Consider the following 22,070-nt stretch of genomic DNA (forward strand, 5'->3'; position numbering starts at 1 on the left):
AACAAATTACACTTATTCGTTATTTACTAAGTTTACAAACGCACGTGTAATATTTGTTTTTGTAATTCGTCCAATCACTTCTAAACCTTGTTTCGTATCTTTTACAACTGGCATCGCATCAATCTGTCTTTCTATTAATTCCATCGCAATATCATACAAAGAATCTTCTCTACGACACATCGCAATGTTTGGCATCCTTGTCATGATAATATTAACCGGAAGAGAGGTTAAATCCTGCTTTCCTAGGCTAGCTCGTAATAAATCTTTACGAGATACAACGCCAACTAATAAAGTCGATTGATCTACAACGAATAATGTACCTACGTCCTCTAAAAACATCGTACAAATCGCATCGTATACTGATACATTTTTATCAATTACAGCTGGTCTAGATTGATAATCTTGTACTTTAATTTTCTTAACAGCTTCAGATAATAGCTGTCCCCCAGTTTTACCCGTATAAAAATAACCTACGCGTGGACGCGCTTCTAAATAACCAGCCATCGTTAAAATTGCTAAGTCTGGTCTTAGCGTTGCACGTGTTAATCCTAATTGCGCAGCAATTGACTCCCCTGTAATAGGACCGTGATCTTTTACAATCTGAATGATATGTTCTTGCCGTTTATTCAGCTCTATGATAATCACCACCTTCAATGCACAACGAAAAAAGTTATACTATCTCTTAAATATTATATACTAAATATGCTATTCGAAAAAGATAGGATGTAAAAAGGACCGTATACGGCCCCAAATTATATTTGAAACTTATCAAGTTGTTCTAAGAAACGTCTTGATTTCAAATAAATCCCGCAATATTCATCATAATATGTATTCAATACTAAACGCATTTGTTTTTTTGTGCTATCCTTCACTGATACATTGCCAAGTCTATGTAAATCGAAGTGGTAGAAAAGACGTAATAATTTATGAACAGCTTCCCCCACTGGTATACGATACTGGTCTTGCTCAGCATGACGCGAGCACAGAAAACCGCCTTCCCGGACAGAGAAGGCGACAAAATCTGTTTCTTGATGACAAATCGCACATGTATCAAAATACGGGCGCATCCCTAATACCGGAAGCATTTTCGTTTGATAAATTAATGATAATACTTCTGAATCAACACCCTCACACATATAATGCAACGTTTGATATAACATTTCAAATAAATATGGATTATGTTTTTTATCTTCTGTTGCTTTATCAGTTAACTCAACAATAAATGATGCATAAGCAGTTAAAAATATATCCTCGCGAATTTCTTTCATAGTTGAAATAATCTCGCCTTGTTGTAAAGTTCCAAGTCCAGATCCCATTTGAATAAGAAAATTACCATGTGTCATAAGTTGCGAAACAGACGCTAACCGGCTTTTCGGTTTTTTCGCTCCTCTTGCCATTGCACTTACCTTACCCAATTCTCTTGAGAATATTGTAACAATCTTGTTCGTTTCTCCGTAATCTGTCGTACGGATAACGATGCCCTCAACTTTTTGAAACATGTTCGTCACCATCCAAGGTTTGAACAAAACGGGTCAAGAAATTGGAGAGTCTAGATGCGCTAGCTCCTCTTCATGTTGATCCATCTCATCGTTTACGTCTTTTTCCATTTCTTTCAAAAGCAAGTACGTTTCAATGCTTCCTGTTTTGGAGAAAAACTTCCAGGTAAAATCTAGCATAAGAATCCACCTTTCTCAATAAGCGTAGCCTATAAACCAATTTCCTTTGTTGTTATTAAATTGACCCATTTTGTCCATTTTCATGTGAGAAAAATTTTTCCTAATTTATCAAAACTCATAAAAACCAATAATCAGCGGATGAACAAAACATCCGCTGATTACAGCTTTACTCTATTTTAGTACTCGTCTTCGCGGAAACCAAGGTCACGAAGCTGAGACATTTTATTACGCCAATCTTTTTGCACTTTTACCCATACTTCTAAAAATACTTTTGAACCGAGCAATGCTTCAATATCAAAACGAGCTCGCTTACCAACTTCTTTTAACATCTTCCCTTGTTTTCCGATAATAATCCCTTTTTGCGACGGACGTTCCACAACAATCGTTGCATTGATATAAACTGCACCGCCTTCGCGTTTTTGAATTGCATCGATAACAACAGCCACAGAATGCGGCACTTCTTCACGTGTTAAATGTAGTACTTTCTCACGAATAAGCTCTGAAATAATAAATCTCTCTGGATGATCCGTTACTTGATTATCTGGATAGTACTGTGGTCCTTCTGGTAAATACTTTTTAATCGTTCCAATTAAAGCGTCCACATTATTACCGTCTAATGCAGAAATTGGTACAATCTCTGCAAACTCATATAGTTTGCGGTATTGATCGATTAACTCTAATAATTGCTCTGGATGAAGTTGGTCGATTTTATTAATTACTAAAAATACTGGTTGTTTCGTTTCTTTTAATTTCTCAATGATAAATTCTTCACCACGACCAAATCCTTCAACTGCATTGACCATAAACAGAACAATATCAACTTCTTTTAATGTCGTTTGAGCCATCTTCACCATGAAGTCGCCTAATTTATGTTTAGGTTTATGTATTCCTGGTGTATCAATGAAAATTACTTGTGAATCATTTTCTGTATATACGCCTTGAATTTTATTACGAGTTGTTTGTGGCTTGTCACTCATAATGGCAATTTTCTGGCCGATAATACGATTTAAAAATGTAGATTTTCCAACATTCGGTCTGCCAATAATAGAGACAAAACCTGATTTATAACCTTTTCTATTCATGTAAATCCTCCGCTAAAAATGCTCCTGGCAACAATTCTCCGACTGTCGTCTCTTGAACGTCACCATGTAAATTTGATAGGTATACTTTCGTATCCTGTTTACATAATTCTACCATAACTTGTCGACATGCTCCACAAGGAGGTACTGGACGCTTTGTATCCGCCACAATCGCGATAGCTACAAACTCTTTATCGCCTTCAGAAACCGCCTTAAATAAAGCTGTTCTTTCTGCACAGTTACATAGGCCGTATGATGCATTCTCAACATTACATCCACGATATACTTTTCCATCCTGTGTTAATAATGCTGCACCTACTTGAAATTTAGAATATGGTACGTACGCTTGTTTACGCGCTTCGATTGCTTCTTGAATTAATTGTTTACTATTCATATTCCCGCATCCTTCCTGTCCACAGCTGTGAATAGCTACACTCTCTGATTAAAGGCCTTTACGGCACTTCCAAAGCTCAATAAAAGCTTTGGAATGCAACTATACCACATACGGCAAAAAGATAATAGCACCAATTATAACGGCTATTATCGCAAACAATAAAACCGCTCCGGCTGCGACATCCTTTGCAATTTTCGCAAACGGATGTATATCGGTAGTCGCCAAATCTACTGTTTTTTCCACAGCTGTATTTACCATCTCTAAACTCATTACAATTCCTATTACAATAAGTAATACCATCCACTCTACTTTCGTAATATGGAAATAAAAGCCGCAGCATATAACAATGACTGCGGCTAAATAATGAATTTTCATATTTCGTTCATGACGAAGACAAAAGAATATACCTGCTATAGCATATCCAAAACTATTTATAAGTTTTCCTTTTTTCATCGACCTAATCCAAATGCCTCTAAAATTTCTTTTTGTCTTCCAAACATTTCTTTTTCATCCTCTTCTGTCATGTGGTCATAACCAAGTAAATGTAAAAAACCATGTAACGCTAAAAAGCCAAGTTCACGATCAAAAGAATGTCCATACTCTTCAGCTTGTTCTTTCGCTCTCGGAATAGAAATAATAAGGTCACCCAACATACGAGGCATCTCTGCACCTACAATTTCCATTTCTCCTTCTCCCATTTCTTCCATAGCAAAGGAAATGACATCCGTAGGCTGATCCTTATCTCGGTAATCACGATTAATCTCGCGAATGCGTTCATTATCTACAAATGTCACTGATAACTCCGCACCATCCTCTATTTTTTCCATTTGAGCTGCTTTTTCTAATATCTCACGAATTAAATTCACATATTCTTCTTTCACTTCTTCTGTTTCATCAATGAAATCAATTAATAAACTCATTCTTTCTCCTTCTCTTCCGGTGGTTCCGGATATGTAATACGCGAATGGAAAATACCATTTAACGTTTCACATAACGTTTTTCCAACGATTTGTAGTTCCTTAAACGTCAAATCACATTCACTAAATTGCCCATCTTGCAGGCGATCTTTAATAATACTTTGTACTAAATTATTAATTTGATCTGGCGTTGGGTGATTCATAGAACGTACCGCCGCCTCAACACTATCAGCAATACCAACAATTGCCGACTCTTTAGAAGTTGCTTTTGATCCTGGATAGCGGAACATCTCTTCTGTATATTTCTCTTTATCTTCTTTAATCGCCTTATAATAAAAATATTTAAGTAACGTTGTACCATGGTGTTGTCCAGCAATATCGATAATTTCTTGCGGAATATGGTATTCTTCGAGCATCCTGACTCCATCTGTTACATGAGCAATGATAATATCTTTACTCGTCACAGGATCTAATTTATCATGTGGATTTTCAATTCCCATCTGATTTTCAATAAAGAATTGCGGTTGTACTGTTTTTCCTACATCATGATAATACGCCCCTACACGTGCTAATACACCATTTGCTCCAACCGCTTCACAAGCAGCCTCAGAAAGATTCGCTACCATTACACTGTGGTGATATGTTCCTGGTGCTTCTAACAAAATTCTACGCAAAAGCGGATGATTTGGACTCGATAGTTCCATAAGCTTCATGCTCGATACAATTCCAAGTCCACTCTCTAAATATGGTAATATCCCCATCGCTAAAACGGATGAGATAATCCCTGAAACGGAAGCCATCAATAATTGCGTTCCAATTTCAAGAGGTGAAAAATTCCCATTACGTAATAATAATAACGCCGCTAAGACGACTACATTCAAGATAGAAACAAGTATACCAGCTTGCAAAATCATCGTACGACGATTTTTTTCTCTTAAGAAAATGCTTACTGATAATGAACTTAATAGCACATAAATACCTACGCTATAATTCAGTGTACTTGTTACTCCTTCATTAAACATAATACTTCCGCACACAGAAAAAATCATACTTGTCAAAAATACAAATCGATCGCCAATCATTAGTTTTACAAGTATTGTTCCCATCGCAACTGGGACAACATACGCAATTCCTGCATATTCAAGCTTTTGAAATAAACTAATCGTTTTCATTAAAACAATCGTGATAGACAAAATTGTAATATACGCTAAAATATACGGTCTATCTTCTCTTTTGCGCTGTAAAAATACTTCAAACTGCTTATGCATAAAGTACAGTAACACACCAATGAGCACCGCTAATCCAACATAAGGCTGAAAACTATTGCCTTTCTCTAATAAACCGACTAATTTCAACTGATTATACATATCACTTGAAATTGTTTCACCTTCTCTAACAATAACTTGTCCTTGAAGAATATAAACAGGCGGAACTAAATCTTCTTCCGCTTTCTTCTTCTCTTTCGTTACAGCCGGATCATAAAAATAATTTGCTGTAATCGCATATGATCCTAGCGCATTCACAGCTTCCTTCAATCCACTATTCACATTGAGGCTTTTCATTTCATTAACAAATCGCTCTTTTGCCGCTATTTCTTCGGACATTTTAATATTTCCACCCATAATTACACTAACAGACGTTAGAGCCGCGTTCTTTGCTAATTCTAATTGATCTGGTTCTGCATTAATAAAGTACAGTAAATTCTCATCAGATAATTCCTTTGTGAAATTAGATGGTAACTTCTTCTTCAACTTTTCTAATTTATTTGCATCGGTCATCTTTTTTTGCTCTTCAGGTCCAGCAGCTTTCATCTCCTGAATTACTTCATTTACCTTAGCAAAAACATCATTTACAATATCTACTCTATTTTGTTTATATTCACTTCTATATGTATATTGATCCCCAACTTTTTGAGCAGCCTCTTGTTTTTTCCTGTCCGTTATAACCTTATCTTCAATTTTAATAGGAGAATGAATTGTTTTTTTCGCAATAGAATACATATCAACATCTAATTGCTCTGGTTTTACATTATTCATAAGTGCAAAAAACAGCACTGCTCCTAACAAAACGTAAGAAATCCAACTTAGTTTTTTCGAATGTTGTAAATTACGAAACCACTTAGAAATTCCTTGAGCTCTTAACATGATTTCAATACCTTCTCCTCTCCAGAAATAAAGTGAAACTATTTAAAGCTTTCATTTCTTCTAGCCAACGATACTTTTAGACAACATTTTGATACACCAGTACCTATCGTTTATTTCTCTTATCTTTTATGATAGTAAAAAATATGCCATTCGCCAACCTTAATACAAAAAGAAATGATCCTGACAAATAGGATCATTCCATTTTATCATATGCCTCAATAATACGTTGCACCAGCGGATGCCTCACAACGTCCGTTTGTTCTAATGTAATGAACGAAAGACCTGATACACCAGATAAAATGTTAGAAGCTAGCGAAAGCCCTGATTTTACCCCTTTTGGCAAGTCTACTTGTGAAGGGTCTCCCGTAATAACCATTTTAGAACTAAAACCTAATCTAGTTAAAAACATTTTTATTTGTGCACCCGTTGTATTTTGCGCTTCATCTAAAATAACAAATGAATCATCGAGCGTACGCCCTCTCATATAAGCTAGAGGCGCGATTTCAATTACCCCCCGCTCCATCATACGCTGTGTATATTCTTGTCCAAGAATATCGTGCAACGCATCATACAATGGACGTAAATATGGATCTACTTTCTCTTTTAAATCACCTGGTAAAAACCCTAAACTTTCTCCAGCTTCTACAGCCGGTCTCGTTAAAATGATTTTCTTTACATACCCTTGCTTTAGAGCTCTCACAGCCATCACTACAGCTAAGTATGTTTTCCCAGTCCCAGCAGGTCCTATTCCAAATACAACATCATTTTTCTTCATTGCATGAATATATCTTCTTTGTCCCATTGTTTTTACACGAATGGATTTACCTTTTGCCGTTTTAAAGATTTCTTCTTCATATAACTCTTCAAATTGAGCAATTTTCCCTTGTCGTGCGAGCTGAATTGCATACGCAACATCTCTTTCTGTAATTGATACACCTTTTCGAATAACAACAAGTAATTGCTGTAAGATTTTTTCTACGAGTGTCACAGTTTCAACTGCTCCAGATGCATGAACAGTTTCACCTCTAGTTATAATCGATACATTCAGTTCTCGTTCAATTACTTTCAAATGAGCATCATTGACTCCAAAAAGAGCGATTGCTTCGTTAGTATTTTCCAATTGTTGGTTCATTTCTACTAATTGTTCTGCCATTACTCAGTCTCCTTGAATATCGGATTCGGATATTGGTTGTGGCTCTGCAATATTTTCGATCACAGTATAATGCAATGTGACTTTTAGTTGATCCGCCTCAACCTGTTTACTCAAAATCTTATCACTTACAATCATAGCATGTTCATCCAATTTTTTCTTTAGTTCTTTTTCAGCCATTTCTTTCGCTACTTTCATTGCCTGTTTTTCTGTATATTCCCGATTCGCTTCTTCCTCTTCTCGCACGATATTTTTTTCGTACGCGATTGGCAGTGTAAAACCAAATAGTTTCACATCGTGTTTTACACTTTCAGTACGAGAGCGTTTATACTTATCATGTTGAAATCCCCATATTTTTATTTTCGCACTCCCAAATGAAAGGTAATGTTCATTATATGCATTGCCAGTATATACTTGAAATTGTGTCTTCAATGGTACATTCACCTCAGATGTGTACCACGTTTCTCCATATACAATACCTTTCGCCGAAACAATCGTCGGACTCTCCTCATTACCGTATATACCTGATACGAGAAGCTGTCCTTTTTCGACATGGTCATTTTTCAAGACTACTGGTTTTCCTACTTCAACAAATGTTTTTGTAACAATCGCTTCTTTTTTTGCTACTAAATTTTGCGGCCTTTGTTCCTTTTCTTTTTCCGGCTCATTCTTTTCAACAATTTTAAAATGATATGTCGTCCCTCTTATTTCTAGTCCCGCCCAAGTAATCGCATTAATATTGTCTGTCAAATGACGCTGTACATCTTCTACATTAGGCATTTGGAATTGTAATTTCCCTTTTTTAATACCCATTTTGTCCAATTCTTTCATCAATATATATTCTGTTTCAGGTTTCGCTCCTGTAATTTCAATTTTCCAAACCATATTTGATAATGCAATCATGCCAAAAAAGAAAATTAAAAAACCAATTAAGAATCCACTATTTTTAATTAGACGCTTATTTAAAAAAGGAAAACCGTAACGCCCAATAAAATATAGCTTACATTCATTTTTTCTATAAATTGGTTTTATTTTCTTCACATCTCGTAATAACATACAAAAAACTAACGTTTCATCAGCAATCTTCTTAACATCCCAAACTAATAATTTTCTACGTACACATTCGTTAACGAACCGTTCTGCTCCTCTACCTTCAATTCGTACTTTTACATATCCAAGCCACTTTATAAACCATTTATTTTTCATCTACTACCTCCACTACCTTTCCAAAAGTATACACACTACTTTTTCACTTTATTTAGCAAAATAGCTCGTACGAAAATGAAATAAAGAGTTTTACTGACCATGATTAGAGAGATAAACTGAATAGCAAGAGCGAATCACGAAAATAACGAAGAAAAACTTCACATATGGAAGTTTCCCTCACTCCTCTTTTTTTTCGTTTTCTAAAAACATCACTTGCTCAATTATTCCTTCAAGCAAAAGTTCTTCCGGAAGGATTGTTTTAATAATAAAGGATTGCCCCTTAATTAATAATTGACCGTGCTTTAACAACAATCTTACTTCTTTATCTGAAAACACTAATAAACCCCGATGATTTTCTATATAGATATGCACTTGCCCAACAAGCGTGATCCGAGGTAGATCCATTAGCACATCCACTGGCAGGTCTATTTGCTTTGTTAACCAATTCTTCATTTGTTCTAATTTTTTCATCTCAAAAGACCCCCTCTCATCCCATATGTATGAAAAAAGGGCTTGTAATATCACGTCCAAACTGAAAAAAAGCATAAAAAAACGTCTCATACGAAATGAGACGTTTTTTTATGCTAATAGCTGGATAACCAACTTATTCACAAGTGATCCGTCTGTTTTACCTTTTACTTTCGGCATAACAGCAGTCATCACCTTACCCATATCTGCTTTAGAAGTCGCACCAACTTCAGAAATTACTTGCTTAATTACATTCGCTAGTTCTTCTTCTGTTAATTGCTCCGGCAAATATGCGCTTAAAATCTGAATTTCACTTTGCAGTTTATTAACAAGGTCTTCACGACCAGCTTTTTTAAATTCAAGGAGGGAGTCCTTATACTGTTTTACTTCACGAGCTAAAACTGTTAATTCCTCTTCTTCAGTAAGAGTATGTTGCAGTTTAATACCTTCATTTTGTAAAGCAGCCTTAACCATACGAATAACGGTTAATTTTTCTTTTTGTTTATTCTTCATCGCTTGTTTCATATCATCGTTTAAACGACCGAGAAGACTCATAACTTACACCCTCTCTTAGAATTTACGCTTTCTTGCCGCTTCAGATTTCTTCTTACGTTTTACACTTGGCTTTTCATAAAACTCGCGCTTTCTTGCTTCAGCAAGTGTACCAGTTTTAGAAACCGATCTTTTAAAACGGCGAAGTGCATCCTCCAAAGACTCGTTTTTACGAACGACTGTTTTTGACATTCTCTTTCCCTCCCTCCGAAACATCACACTTACATACTAATTTCAGCATGCAAAAAGAAACCCTTCTTCAGCATGTCTTTTACGATTATAATACATTTTATCACTTCAGGTCAACTATTTGGCAGAATAAAAGAAGAATAGATGCCCTTCCCTGTTCAAAAGCTATGTAGATAGCTATTCTCCTTTTCCCCTGAAGACAACTATATTTTTATCATTACACCTTTTTTAATACAAGAAAGTATGAAATAACCACTCATTCAACGTACCTGCCTTTTCAGCACTTAACTTCTCCCCAAAAAAGAAAGCATGCAAATCGTTTCCGTTTGCACGCTTTTTATCCCACTATTTACCGGGCAGTAAGACCCCCATCTCTAAATTCAGCGAAAATAAAGAAGTTAGGTGGGGGTCAGGCTGATAATTAGTGGGGATGAACCCCACTGATTAAAGTTTCACTTTATGCGCTTGCTGATTCTTTTTTTACATCATCTTCAAGAACACGAACAAATTGCGCTTCGTTATATGGATAACCAGCTTTCGTAATTTTTACTTTCACTAGTTTACCAATTAATTCTTCTGATCCTTCAAATACAATTTTCAAGTAGTTATCTGTATAACCTACATATAACCCTTCGCGGTCGCCCTCTTTAAATTGCTCTTCTGGAATGATTTCAAGTACTTCGCCTTCAAACTGTGACGCATACTCTTTCGCTAATTGATTAGATAGTTCAATTAAACGGTGAACACGATCGTTCTTCACATCTTCAGGAACTTGATCTTCCATACGCGCTGCAGGTGTTCCCGTACGTTTTGAGTAAGGGAATACGTGTAACTCAGAGAAGCGATTCTCTTTAATGAAATTGTATGTTTCCATGAATTCTTCTTCTGTTTCACCTGGGAAACCAACGATTACGTCAGATGTAATCGCAAGACCTGGTAACGCTTCTTTCAAACGATCTAAGCGTTCTTGGAAAAATTCCATCGTATACTTACGACGCATACGTTTTAATACTGTATTAGATCCAGATTGCAACGGAATGTGTAAGTGACGTACAACTACTTCAGACTTATCTAACACTTCAATTACTTCATCTGAAATCTGGCTCGCTTCAATAGAAGAAATACGAAGACGTTTTAATCCGCCTACTTCCGCTTCCATATCACGAAGTAATCCAGCTAAGTTATAATCTTTAATATCTTCACCGTACCCACCTGTATGAATACCTGTTAATACGATTTCTTTATAGCCTGCATCTACTAATTGCTGCGCTTGTTTAATAACTTCTTTCCCATCACGAGAGCGCATTAAACCACGCGCCCAAGGAATAATACAGAATGTACAGAAGTTATTACAACCTTCTTGTATTTTTAAAGATGCACGTGTACGATCCGTGAAATAAGGTACATCCAGTTCTTCGTATACACGTGTTTTCATAATGTTGCGGACAGCATTAATTGGCTGACGCTCTTTGCGGAATTCTTCGATATATCCTAACATCTTTTCACGATCCTGTGTACCAACTACAATATCTACACCTGGAATCGCCATAATTTCCGCTGGAGATGTTTGTGCATAACATCCAGTTACACAAATAACCGCATCCGGGTTTTGGCGAACAGCACGTCTAATAACTTGACGGCTTTTCTTATCTCCCGTATTCGTTACTGTACACGTATTAATAACGTATACATCAGATTTCTTTTCATATTCAGTTCTTTCATATCCACCTTGTTTAAACAATTGCCAAATGGCTTCTGTTTCATAGTGGTTTACTTTACAACCTAACGTATGGAACGCAACAGTTGACATCGATCATCACCCCATCAATTCAAAATGATACGAAGCAGCACTTAACGCGTATAACGGCGCCGTTTCTGTTCTTAAAATTCTTGGTCCTAAACTACATGGTACAAATTTATGTTCACGAAGCGTTGTAATCTCTTCCTCAGCTAAACCGCCTTCTGGGCCAAATACAATCAATAGCTTTTGACCTGGTTTCATCATCGTTAAAGCTTTCGCAAAGTTAGATTTCTCCCCTTGTTTTGCTTCCTCTTCGTAAGCAACAAGACAAACATCATACTCACCACTCATCGAAAGCAATTGTTTAAATGATGCCGGAGCATGTACTTCTGGAACTTCACTTCTATGCGATTGTTCCGCAGCTTCTTTCACAATTTTTCTTAAACGCTCAACTTTTTTATCAGCTTTTTTCGCATCCCATTTTACAATAGATCGAGATGCTTGAAATGGTAAGAATGCAGCTGCCCCAAGCTCAGTTCCTTTTTGAAAAATTAACTCTAGCTTGTCTCCTTTCGGCAGTCCACTTGCAATCGTCACGAAAACAGGAAGTTCACTTGACGCCTCTACCCATTCTACAATAGCCGTATTAATAAATTCACTGGTAATTTCATCAATTGAACATACGGCTGTTTTTCCGTTTACACAGCAATAAATTTGATCACCAGCTGACATACGCATCACTCTTGCGATATGATGTACGTCATCACCTACAATGCGAATACTTGTCTCATTTACATATTTCTCTTCTACAAAATAACGTTGCATATAATCACCTTAGTAGAGTTTCGTTCCTTTCGTAAGTCAATACTTACGAAAAGAACGAAACGTTATCATTTTTCATATAACAAACGGCAAGTCCCTCACTTTATAGTGAGAGACTCCCCTTTTCATTATAGACTAAAATCTATATTACGCATTTCGTGCAATAATTGCTACCCAATCTTCCATTCGTAACACTTCTTCAATTGTAAATCCAGCTTTTTCTAACGCTTCAGAAATTACTTTTTCCTTCGCAGCAATAATGCCCGATGTAATAAATAATCCACCTGGCTTCACAACTCTCGCTGCATCTTCAGGGAATAATAGAATAATTTCTGCTAATAAGTTAGCTACGATTAAATCAACAGGACCTTCAATGCCTTCTAAAAGACTATTTTGTCCAACAGACACGATATCATCTGTTTTATTTAAACGTACATTCATTTCTGCACTTTCAACTGCAACCGGATCTAAATCATACGCTTGAACAGCAGACGCACCTAATTTTGCTGCTGCAATACTAAGTACACCAGAACCTGTTCCTACATCAATAATAGTGTCACCTGACTGAACTGTTTTTTCTAAAGCACGAATACACATCGTTGTTGTCGGATGAGTTCCCGTCCCAAACGCCATACCTGGATCTAATTCAATAATTTTTTCTTCCGGAGAAGATGGTGTATAGTCTTCCCACGTCGGCACAATTGTGAATGTATCAGAAATTTGTACTGGATGGTAATATTTTTTCCAAGCAGTTGCCCAATCTTCTTCATTGACTTCGTTAACTGTAATATTTCCAGTACCAATTTCGATGTCGTAAGATGGAAGCATATCAATAGATGATTTTACACCTGCAATCGTTTCATGTAAAGAATCCGTTTGCGGGAAATATGCTTTTATTAATACACCTTCCGCCGGATATTCATCTGGGTTCAATGCATAAATTTCACCATATTGTTGCTCGCGCTCTTTCGTCAACTCCGCTGGATCCTCAATCGCAACTCCGCTAGCACCAGCTTCATGTAAAATATGAGAGACAGCTTCTACTGCTTCTTCTGTTGTATGAATACTAATTTCTGACCATTTCACAATTTACCAACTCCATTTTTCATTTCCATTATTCCCCTTTGAAAGCACGTTTAAGCTTTCCAAATAGACTATCATCCTGCTCTTCTTGTCCCGCAAATTCACGTAATAAATCTTTTTGATGTGAAGTTAATTTCGTCGGTACAACAACACGAACAACTACATATTGATCTCCTTGACCGTATCCACGTACGTTCGGAGCACCTTTTCCTTTTAAGCGGAATTCTGTTCCTGTTTGTGTTCCTGCTGGAATTTTCAGCTTCACTTTCCCATGAACAGTAGGAACTTCCACTTCAGCACCAAGTGCCATTTGCGCAAATGTTAATGGCATTTCGCAAATAATGTGATCTCCTTCACGCTCAAAGAATTCATGATTTCTTACATGAACAACTACATATAAGTCTCCTGCCGGTCCGCCATTTACACCCGCTTCACCTTTTCCAGATACACGGATTTGTTGACCATTATCGATACCTGCTGGAATTTTAACATTGATTTTTTTACGTTTACGTACTTTACCAGAACCGTGACATGTCGTACATTTTTCTTTAATCATTTGACCAGTTCCTGAACAATGACCACAAGCTTGACGGTTTACGATACGACCAAATGGTGTATTTTGTTCTACACTTACTTGCCCTGAACCTGAACAATGTTTACATGTTTCTTTTGAAGTTCCTGGTTTCGCTCCGCTACCTTTACAAGTATCACATGGATCTTCTACTGGAATCTCGACATTTAATTCTTTACCAAAAATAGCTTCTTCAAACTCTAAAGTAACTTGATATTGTAAGTCAGCACCTTGACGCGGAGCATTTGGATCACGACGTCTACCACCACCGCCGCCAAAGAACGAACTAAAGATATCTTCGAAACCGAAGCCACCGCCGAAGTCTCCACCGCCGCCAAAGCCACCGAAACCTTGATTTGCACCAGCATGACCAAATTGATCATATTGCGCGCGCTTTTGATCGTCGCTTAATACTTCATATGCTTCTTGTACTTCTTTAAACTTTTCAATTGCATTTTCTTCTTTACTTACGTCTGGATGGTATTTTTTTGCCAAACGACGATACGCTTTTTTTATTTCATCTTTTGAAGCACCCTGGCTAAGTCCAAGGACCTCATAATAATCTCGTTTACTCATAAATTTACAACCCCCGAATCTTTCACATAAACGTAATTTTAACACCGAAAGAAAGTGCTTTGCAACAAAGTTTCCTCACTTACAGTATGCAAAGTAAAAAACTTAAGAACCTCACACTTTTCTTCTCATTCATGAAAAAAGCCAAAGCCAAGGCACGCTTGACTTTGACTTTTTGTCATCTTACTTATTTATATTACTTATCTTCTTTTACTTCTTCAAACTCAGCGTCTACTACATTGTCTTTCTTCGCGCCAGCATCTTGTGCTCCTTGTGCACCTTCTGCTTGCCCTGCAGCTGCTTGAGCTTGCTCATATAATTTAACACTTAATTGTTGTACGATTTCTTGTAAAGCGTCTTTTTTCGCACGGATGTCCTCAAGCTCGTTCTTCTCGATCGCAGCTTGTAGTGCTTCTTTCGCTTCTGTTGCTTTTGCAACTTCAGCTGCATCCACTTTACCTTCTAAATCTTTTACAACTTTATCCGTTTGGAATACAAGTTGGTCAGCTTCGTTACGAAGTTCAACTTCTTCCTTACGTTTTTGGTCAGCGTCAGCATTTGCTTCTGCTTCTTGTACCATACGATCTACTTCTTCATCAGAAAGACCTGAAGAAGATTGGATTGTAATAGCTTGCTCTTTGCTTGTTCCTAAGTCTTTTGCACGTACGTTAACAATACCGTTCGCATCAATATCGAATGTTACTTCGATTTGTGGAATACCACGTGGTGCTGGCGGAAGGTCTGTTAATTGGAAACGACCTAATGTTTTGTTGTCAGCTGACATTGGACGCTCACCTTGTAACACGTGAATGTCTACTGCCGGTTGGTTATCAGCAGCTGTTGAGAATACTTGTGACTTACTTGTTGGAATTGTAGTGTTACGCTCGATTAATTTCGTGAACACGCCACCCATAGTTTCAATACCTAAAGAAAGTGGAGTTACGTCTAATAATAGTACGCCTTCTACATCACCAGTAAGTACGCCACCTTGCACTGCAGCACCTAATGCTACAACTTCATCAGGATTTACACCTTTATATGGTTCTTTACCAGTTTCACGTTTAATAGCTTCTTGTACAGCTGGGATACGAGTAGATCCACCAACAAGGATAACTTTATCTAATTCGCTTGGAGCAAAACCAGCGTCTTTTAATGCACGACGAGTTGGCTCTAACGTTCTTTCAACAAGACCTGCTGAAAGCTCTTCGAATTTCGCTCTTGTTAATGTTAATTCTAAGTGTAATGGACCAGCAGCTCCAGCACTAATGAATGGTAATGAAATTTGTGTTTGTGTTACGCCAGAAAGATCTTTTTTCGCTTTTTCAGCTGCATCTTTCAAACGTTGAAGTGCCATTTTATCTTGGCTTAAATCAATGTTATTTTCTTTTTTGAACTCAGCTACTAAGTGGTCAATAACAACTTGGTCAAAGTCATCTCCACCAAGACGGTTGTCACCAGCAGTTGAAATAACTTCGAATGTTCCGTCTGCTAACTCAAGGATAGATACGTCAAATGTACCGCCACCTAAGTCATATACTAAGATTTTTTGCTCTTCATCTTGTTTTTCTAAACCGTAAGCAAGCGCTGCTGCTGTTGGTTCGTTAATGATACGCTCAACTTCTAAACCAGCGATACGACCAGCATCTTTTGTTGCTTGACGTTCTGCATCGTTGAAGTATGCAGGTACTGTAATAACAGCTTTCGTAACTGTTTCACCTAAGTATGCTTCAGCAGAAGCTTTTAGGTTTTGTAAAATGATTGCAGAAATTTCTTGAGGTGTATAATCTTTACCTTCAACTTCTACTTTGTAGTCTGTACCCATATGACGTTTAACAGACATGATTGTATTTGGGTTTGTAATTGCTTGACGCTTTGCAACTTCCCCAACTTGACGCTCTTCATTTTTGAAAGCTACAACAGATGGTGTTGTACGGTTTCCTTCTGGATTTGGGATAACCTTTGGTTCTCCACCTTCCATAACAGCTACACAAGAGTTTGTTGTACCTAAGTCAATACCGATAATTTTACTCATGGCGAATCCTCCTACTTTTATGTAAATTTATTGATTTACTTTTACCATTGATGGGCGAATCACACGGTCTTTTAGTTTATAACCTTTTTGGAATTCTTCAACTACCGCGTTTGATTCAAATTCACTATCTTCTACTTGCATAATAGCTTGGTGTTCATTAGGATCAAACTGTTTACCAACAGATCCAATCACTTCAACACCTTCTTTAGTCAACGCTTCTAACAATTGACGATGCACCATTTCCATACCTTGTAACAAGGATTTCGTTTGCTCATCAGTTGCTTCCACTTGCATCGCTCTTTCAAAATTATCAAGAGCTGGCAAAATATCTGAAACTAGACTTTGTGCTCTATATTTTTCAGCAGCCTGTTTATCCATTTGGACACGACGCTTATAATTTTCAAAATCTGCTTGTAGACGTAATGTGCGACCTTCCGTTTCCGTTAGTTTCGCTTGTAACTCATCTACTTTTTCTTGTAAAAGAGCAGCCTCACTTTTTTCTTCTACAGTTTCTTCACTGTTTTCTGTCGTGACAGCTTCTTTTACTTCTTCTACCACTTGTTCGTTACGCTCTTCCACAATATTCACCTCCTTAAAAGGTATTAGGTATTATGCTGAGCACAATTACCTAAGCATTATATATTACACACAGCAATGAAAATTCCATTACTTGAGCGAATGTATTACTCTCATTTACTTTTTAAGTCCATCAGTAAATTGTCTCGTAAATAACTGTAACAAACTAATTACCCGAGAGTATTGCATTCTTGTTGGACCTAAAATAGCAATTGTTCCAAGTTGCTCTTCTCCAATCGAATATGTTGCAGAAATTAAACTACAATCTTCCATGGCCGTCGCAGAGTTTTCCCTACCTATTTTCACTTGAATACCTACTTGTTTATGACGCAAAATGTCATAAAACTCAGCTTCATTATCAATCATTGTCAGTAAGGATCTTACTTTGTGAATGTCATGGAACTCTGGTTGCGAAAGCATATTTGCTTTTCCTCCAAAGTATATCTTTTCCGATAAAGGAACTTGAAATGTACCATCTAACATTTTTATTGCACTATCGTAATTATGAACATACCCACGTAAAACTGTAACAATCTCTTTCAAGATTTTGTTATGCAGTTCTGCCATTGGTACGCCTGACAGCTTTTCATTTAAAATATTCACCATTTTTTCTAAATCTGATAAATCAACAGATTCCGGAACGGTAATCGTTTTGCTTTGTACATGCCCTGTATCCGTTACAATAATAGCGACTGCAGTTTGACGATCAAGCGGTACAATTTGTACGTTTTTAAGTTTATTTGTGCTTAACTTCGGTCCAAGAACAATGGCCGTATAATTCGTAAGCTCTGATAAAATTTGAGCCGATTGCTGTGCAATCTTTTCCGCTTCAAAAATTCTTTCAGCAAATAAATCTTTAATTTGTACAATTTCATCGGTCGGTAAGTTTTGCGGCGCTAAAAGATGATCTACATAAAAACGATATCCTTTTTCAGAAGGAACACGTCCTGAAGAACTATGCGTTTTTTCAATAAATCCCAGTTCCTCTAAATCAGCCATTTCATTTCGAATAGTAGCTGAACTAAACGTAATTTCATCTTTCTTAGCCAACGTCCTCGATCCAACAGGTTGCGCTGATCCAATAAAGTCATCAATAATTGTTTGTAAAATTAAGAGCTGACGTTCCGTAAGCATCTCATCATCACCTCTGTTAGCACTCTTTGTCTTCGAGTGCTAAATCTATTAATAACTTACCAAAATTGACATTCAATTGTCAACGGAAACGTCACGAAATAATGAAACTTTTTCACGTTAATGGAACATTTAATTAGTCAATCAAAAATGATTGGAATACTTCATTCCCCAATAATTTTCCTTTTCGCGTTAAACGAACATATCCATCGATCTCTTCAAGTAACCCTTGTTCTTGGTTGCTTTGTAACTGCTTCGCGAAAACTTGATCCATTTCCATATTAAATTTCTTTTGAAATCCTATTTTAGATACACCTTTTGTTTTTCGAAGTCCTAAGAACAACTCTTCTTCCATTCTTTCTTTCTCCGTCACCGCGTGAACATCTAAATACGGAAATCCAGTTTCGTCGATTTTGTTGAAGTATTGCTTGAGCGGTCCTACATTTTGGATACGTTCTCCATTTACATAACTATGTGCCCCAGCTCCAAATCCATAATACTCTTCATTATTCCAGTATGTGAGATTATGTCTACTTTCATTATCACCTTTTGAGAAATTGCTAATTTCATACTGGATATAGCCGTGTTTCTCCATTTCATCCATTACCATTTCGTACATTTTTGCTTCATGGTCTTCACCTGGAAGTCTTAATTTCCCTTTATTCATTAAGTTATAAAACACAGTTTTCGGTTCCACAATTAATGAATAGGCCGAGAAATGTTGTACACCGAGCGTAAAAGCAATATCTAACGTTTCTTTCACATCTTCTATCGTCTGCCCTGGCAGAGCATAAATAATATCTACATTTATATTTTTGAAGCCCACTTCCTGCGCTTCTCTAATTGCTACAAATGCATCTTCCCTCGTATGCTTACGCCCAATTTTCTCAAGCAACTCATCCCGAAATGTTTGCACACCAAAACTAATTCGGTTCACTCCACCTTCTAGCAATACATGTAACTTCTCTTTCGGTAAATCACCTGGATTCGCTTCAAATGTTAATTCACAATTCAGAGCAAACGGACGTAAGCGACGGTTTATAATATCGAGTAACTTTTTTGTCTGCTCCATATTTAACGCTGTCGGGGTTCCTCCACCAACAAAAATCGTTTTCATACTATCAAACGGTACCTTTTGGACTGTATTTATTATTTCCTTCTCTAAATACTCTAAATATTGATCAACCGGTTGGCGTTCAATAAATACTTTATTAAAATCACAATAGTGACAAATATGCTGACAAAACGGAATATGAATATATGCAGCTTGCACCAAATATAACTCCTACCTTTCTAAAAAGAAAACCTCCGCGCTCGGGAGGCTTCTTTACTTCTCTAACGTATTACGAATTTGCTCCATTCGCATTTTTCCCCAATCATACATCATTTCAACGATTGGTAAAAGCGACATGCCTAATTCCGTCATATAATACTCCACTCGCGGAGGAATTTCTGGGTATACTGTTCTATCAACAATCCCATCTTCCATTAACTCTTTTAATTGATTCGACAAAACTTTATGAGAAATGCTTGGGAATAATCGTTGCAATTCACTAAAACGATGAGGCCCTTCCACACCAAGATGCCACAGTATCACAACTTTCCACTTCCCACTAATAATAGAAAGCGTCAATTCCTTTTCACAATTAAAATTGCCATTTTGTATTTTCTCGTGAATATCTTTTCGAATATTTTCGGACATTAACAAACTCCTAACTCTATATGAACTAAAAAGCTCTCTCACCATTGTAAATGAGAGAAGCTACGTTGTCTAAAAAGTAATGATATAAAAAAAGAAGCCGTATAGACGACTTCTTTTTTATATCAATTCGCATGAAATAACAATCAATTATTAGTTGTCATCCATTTTCAGTACAGCCATGAATGCTTCTTGCGGTACTTCTACAGAACCAACAGACTTCATACGTTTTTTACCTTCTTTTTGCTTATCAAGAAGTTTACGCTTACGAGAAATGTCACCGCCGTAACATTTTGCAAGTACGTTTTTACGCATCGCCTTAATTGTAGAACGTGCTACAACTTTGTTTCCGATAGTCGCCTGAATTGGCACTTCGAACTGTTGTCTTGGAATTAATTCTTTTAATTTCTCTACGATTACTTTACCACGGTCATACGCTGAATCACGGTGTACGATAAATGATAAAGCATCCACTTGTTCATTATTTAAAAGAATATCCATTTTCACAAGTTTAGATGGTTTATAACCAATTAACTCGTAATCAAATGATGCATACCCTTTTGTATTTGATTTCAATTGATCGAAGAAATCATATACGATTTCTGATAATGGGATTTCATATGTTAATGTAACACGTGTTTCATCTAAATATTGCATATCAATAAACGTTCCACGTTTACCTTGGCAAATTTCCATTACAGCTCCAACATAGTCATTCGGAACCATAATTGAAGCCTTCACAAACGGCTCTTCTACGCGATCGATAGACTGTGGATCTGGCATATTAGATGGGTTATCAACAATTACATCTTCACCGTTTGTTAAATACACTTTATAAATAACGCTTGGCGCTGTTGTAATTAAGTCAATTTTAAATTCACGTTCAATACGTTCTTGAATGATTTCCATGTGAAGAAGTCCTAAGAATCCACAACGGAAACCAAATCCTAGTGCTTGAGATGTTTCTGGTTCAAACTCAAGTGCAGAATCGTTTAACTCTAATTTTTCTAACGCATCACGTAAGTCGTTGTAACGTGCAGAATCAATTGGATATAAACCACAGAATACCATTGGGTTTAATTTACGATAACCTGCTAACGGCTCTGCAGCTTGACGCTTAGCATGTGTAATCGTATCACCAACACGTGTGTCACCAACATTTTTAATCGATGCTGCTAAGAAACCTACATCACCTACAGTTAACTCATCACGTTGCGTAGTCTTCGGTGTAAATACACCTACTTCTGTTACTTCAAATTCTTTACCAGTTGCCATCATACGTACTTTGTCGCCAACTTTTACCGTTCCATTTACAACACGGATATAAGCGATTACACCGCGGTACGGATCATATAAAGAGTCAAAGATCATACATTGTAACGGCTCTTCTGAATCACCTGTTGGTGCTGGTACTTTTTCAACGATTTGTTCTAAAATATCTTCAATACCAATACCAGCTTTTGCAGAAGCAAGTACAGCTTCTGATGCATCTAAACCGATTACATCTTCTACCTCTTGACGTACACGTTCTGGGTCTGCACTTGGTAAGTCGATTTTATTAATAACCGGTAAAATTTCTAAATTGTTATCAAGCGCTAAGTATACGTTCGCTAACGTTTGCGCCTCAATACCTTGCGCTGCATCCACTACAAGAATTGCACCTTCACAAGCCGCTAAACTACGAGATACTTCGTACGTAAAGTCGACGTGCCCTGGTGTATCAATTAAGTGAAGAATATATTCTTCACCGTCTTTTGCTTTATACGTTAACTGTACTGCGTTTAATTTAATTGTAATACCACGCTCACGCTCTAAATCCATAGAGTCAAGCAATTGAGCTTTCATTTCACGTTGTGTTAACGCGTTTGTTTTCTCTAAAATACGGTCTGCTAACGTTGATTTTCCGTGGTCAATATGAGCAATGATAGAGAAATTACGAATTTTGGACTGTCTTTTTGCTCTTTCTTCTTTGTTCATCTATGTTCTCAACTCCTAATAGTCTCGCCAATATACACTAGCACTGATTATATCAATAGAGCAGCAAAGATTCAATGAAAACTCGTGCTG

23 protein-coding genes are annotated in these 22,070 nt (G+C 36.9%); all 23 read right to left on the reverse strand.

Annotation, left to right across the window (positions count from 1 at the left end):
• Positions 1-12: 12 nt before the first annotated feature.
• The 23 genes from PDL00_RS12300 to lepA all read right to left on the reverse strand — a co-directional run bounded on the left by PDL00_RS12300 (position 13) and on the right by lepA (position 21,980).
• The gene (locus tag PDL00_RS12300; RefSeq protein WP_000583755.1) at positions 13-645 is read right to left on the reverse strand and encodes a helix-turn-helix transcriptional regulator; all 633 of its coding nucleotides are present in this window, start codon (positions 643-645) and stop codon (positions 13-15) included.
• Between the two features lie 107 nt (positions 646-752).
• Complete coding sequence (recO, locus tag PDL00_RS12305; RefSeq protein ID WP_000487012.1) at positions 753-1,499, reverse strand: DNA repair protein RecO; 747 nt, start codon at positions 1,497-1,499, stop codon at positions 753-755.
• A 33-nt stretch (positions 1,500-1,532) separates the two neighbouring features.
• Positions 1,533-1,676, reverse strand: a complete 144-nt coding sequence (locus PDL00_RS12310; RefSeq protein WP_000883924.1) for a YqzL family protein — start codon at positions 1,674-1,676, stop codon at positions 1,533-1,535.
• Between the two features lie 176 nt (positions 1,677-1,852).
• Complete coding sequence (era, locus tag PDL00_RS12315) at positions 1,853-2,758, reverse strand: GTPase Era (RefSeq protein WP_061677310.1); 906 nt, start codon at positions 2,756-2,758, stop codon at positions 1,853-1,855.
• A complete protein-coding gene (locus tag PDL00_RS12320; protein WP_001086294.1) occupies positions 2,751-3,149 on the reverse strand; it encodes a cytidine deaminase in 399 nt (132 codons plus the stop codon). Before PDL00_RS12320 ends, era begins: the two co-directional genes overlap by 8 nt.
• Positions 3,150-3,248: 99 nt before the next feature.
• Positions 3,249-3,602, reverse strand: a complete 354-nt coding sequence (locus PDL00_RS12325; protein WP_000715483.1) for a diacylglycerol kinase family protein — start codon at positions 3,600-3,602, stop codon at positions 3,249-3,251.
• Positions 3,599-4,069: an rRNA maturation RNase YbeY gene (gene ybeY / locus PDL00_RS12330; protein ID WP_000054689.1), complete on the reverse strand. Its 471-nt coding sequence runs from the start codon at positions 4,067-4,069 to the stop codon at positions 3,599-3,601. Before ybeY ends, PDL00_RS12325 begins: the two co-directional genes overlap by 4 nt.
• A complete protein-coding gene (locus PDL00_RS12335; protein ID WP_270729278.1) occupies positions 4,066-6,210 on the reverse strand; it encodes an HD family phosphohydrolase in 2,145 nt (714 codons plus the stop codon). The genes ybeY and PDL00_RS12335 overlap by 4 nt, the downstream gene beginning before the upstream one ends.
• A 193-nt stretch (positions 6,211-6,403) precedes the next feature.
• On the reverse strand, positions 6,404-7,363 hold the full coding sequence (locus PDL00_RS12340) for a PhoH family protein (protein WP_242255858.1): 960 nt from the start codon (positions 7,361-7,363) through the stop codon (positions 6,404-6,406).
• A gap of 3 nt (positions 7,364-7,366) precedes the next feature.
• Entirely contained in the window at positions 7,367-8,566 is a 1,200-nt protein-coding gene (gene yqfD / locus PDL00_RS12345) for a sporulation protein YqfD (protein WP_242255860.1), read from the reverse strand.
• A 177-nt stretch (positions 8,567-8,743) separates the two neighbouring features.
• Complete coding sequence (gene yqfC / locus PDL00_RS12350; protein ID WP_242255863.1) at positions 8,744-9,037, reverse strand: sporulation protein YqfC; 294 nt, start codon at positions 9,035-9,037, stop codon at positions 8,744-8,746.
• Positions 9,038-9,145: 108 nt separating this feature from the next.
• Positions 9,146-9,589, reverse strand: coding sequence for a GatB/YqeY domain-containing protein (locus PDL00_RS12355; protein WP_000054579.1), 444 nt, complete (start codon positions 9,587-9,589; stop codon positions 9,146-9,148).
• Between the two features lie 15 nt (positions 9,590-9,604).
• Complete coding sequence (rpsU, locus tag PDL00_RS12360) at positions 9,605-9,778, reverse strand: 30S ribosomal protein S21 (RefSeq protein ID WP_000048061.1); 174 nt, start codon at positions 9,776-9,778, stop codon at positions 9,605-9,607.
• Between the two features lie 454 nt (positions 9,779-10,232).
• Positions 10,233-11,585, reverse strand: a complete 1,353-nt coding sequence (gene mtaB, locus PDL00_RS12365; protein ID WP_061677306.1) for a tRNA (N(6)-L-threonylcarbamoyladenosine(37)-C(2))-methylthiotransferase MtaB — start codon at positions 11,583-11,585, stop codon at positions 10,233-10,235.
• Between the two features lie 6 nt (positions 11,586-11,591).
• Positions 11,592-12,341 (reverse strand): 16S rRNA (uracil(1498)-N(3))-methyltransferase, encoded by a 750-nt coding sequence (locus PDL00_RS12370; RefSeq protein WP_242255865.1) that lies wholly within the window; start codon positions 12,339-12,341, stop codon positions 11,592-11,594.
• Positions 12,342-12,485: 144 nt separating this feature from the next.
• Entirely contained in the window at positions 12,486-13,424 is a 939-nt protein-coding gene (prmA, locus tag PDL00_RS12375; RefSeq protein ID WP_242255867.1) for a 50S ribosomal protein L11 methyltransferase, read from the reverse strand.
• A gap of 28 nt (positions 13,425-13,452) precedes the next feature.
• On the reverse strand, positions 13,453-14,568 hold the full coding sequence (gene dnaJ / locus PDL00_RS12380) for a chaperone protein DnaJ (protein WP_000043953.1): 1,116 nt from the start codon (positions 14,566-14,568) through the stop codon (positions 13,453-13,455).
• Between the two features lie 193 nt (positions 14,569-14,761).
• Complete coding sequence (dnaK, locus tag PDL00_RS12385; protein WP_063260788.1) at positions 14,762-16,597, reverse strand: chaperone protein DnaK; 1,836 nt, start codon at positions 16,595-16,597, stop codon at positions 14,762-14,764.
• Between the two features lie 27 nt (positions 16,598-16,624).
• Positions 16,625-17,176, reverse strand: coding sequence for a nucleotide exchange factor GrpE (gene grpE, locus PDL00_RS12390; protein ID WP_097819251.1), 552 nt, complete (start codon positions 17,174-17,176; stop codon positions 16,625-16,627).
• A 114-nt stretch (positions 17,177-17,290) separates the two neighbouring features.
• A complete protein-coding gene (hrcA, locus tag PDL00_RS12395) occupies positions 17,291-18,307 on the reverse strand; it encodes a heat-inducible transcriptional repressor HrcA (protein WP_097819250.1) in 1,017 nt (338 codons plus the stop codon).
• 133 nt (positions 18,308-18,440) lie between these two features.
• Entirely contained in the window at positions 18,441-19,580 is a 1,140-nt protein-coding gene (gene hemW, locus PDL00_RS12400; protein WP_097864768.1) for a radical SAM family heme chaperone HemW, read from the reverse strand.
• Between the two features lie 51 nt (positions 19,581-19,631).
• Positions 19,632-20,006: a winged helix-turn-helix transcriptional regulator gene (locus PDL00_RS12405; RefSeq protein WP_001293536.1), complete on the reverse strand. Its 375-nt coding sequence runs from the start codon at positions 20,004-20,006 to the stop codon at positions 19,632-19,634.
• Positions 20,007-20,156: 150 nt separating this feature from the next.
• Positions 20,157-21,980: an elongation factor 4 gene (gene lepA / locus PDL00_RS12410; protein WP_001030962.1), complete on the reverse strand. Its 1,824-nt coding sequence runs from the start codon at positions 21,978-21,980 to the stop codon at positions 20,157-20,159.
• Positions 21,981-22,070: the final 90 nt, after the last annotated feature.

The sequence above is a fragment of the Bacillus cereus group sp. TH152-1LC genome (assembly GCF_027710505.1).
GTDB lineage: Bacteria > Bacillota > Bacilli > Bacillales > Bacillaceae_G > Bacillus_A > Bacillus_A mobilis.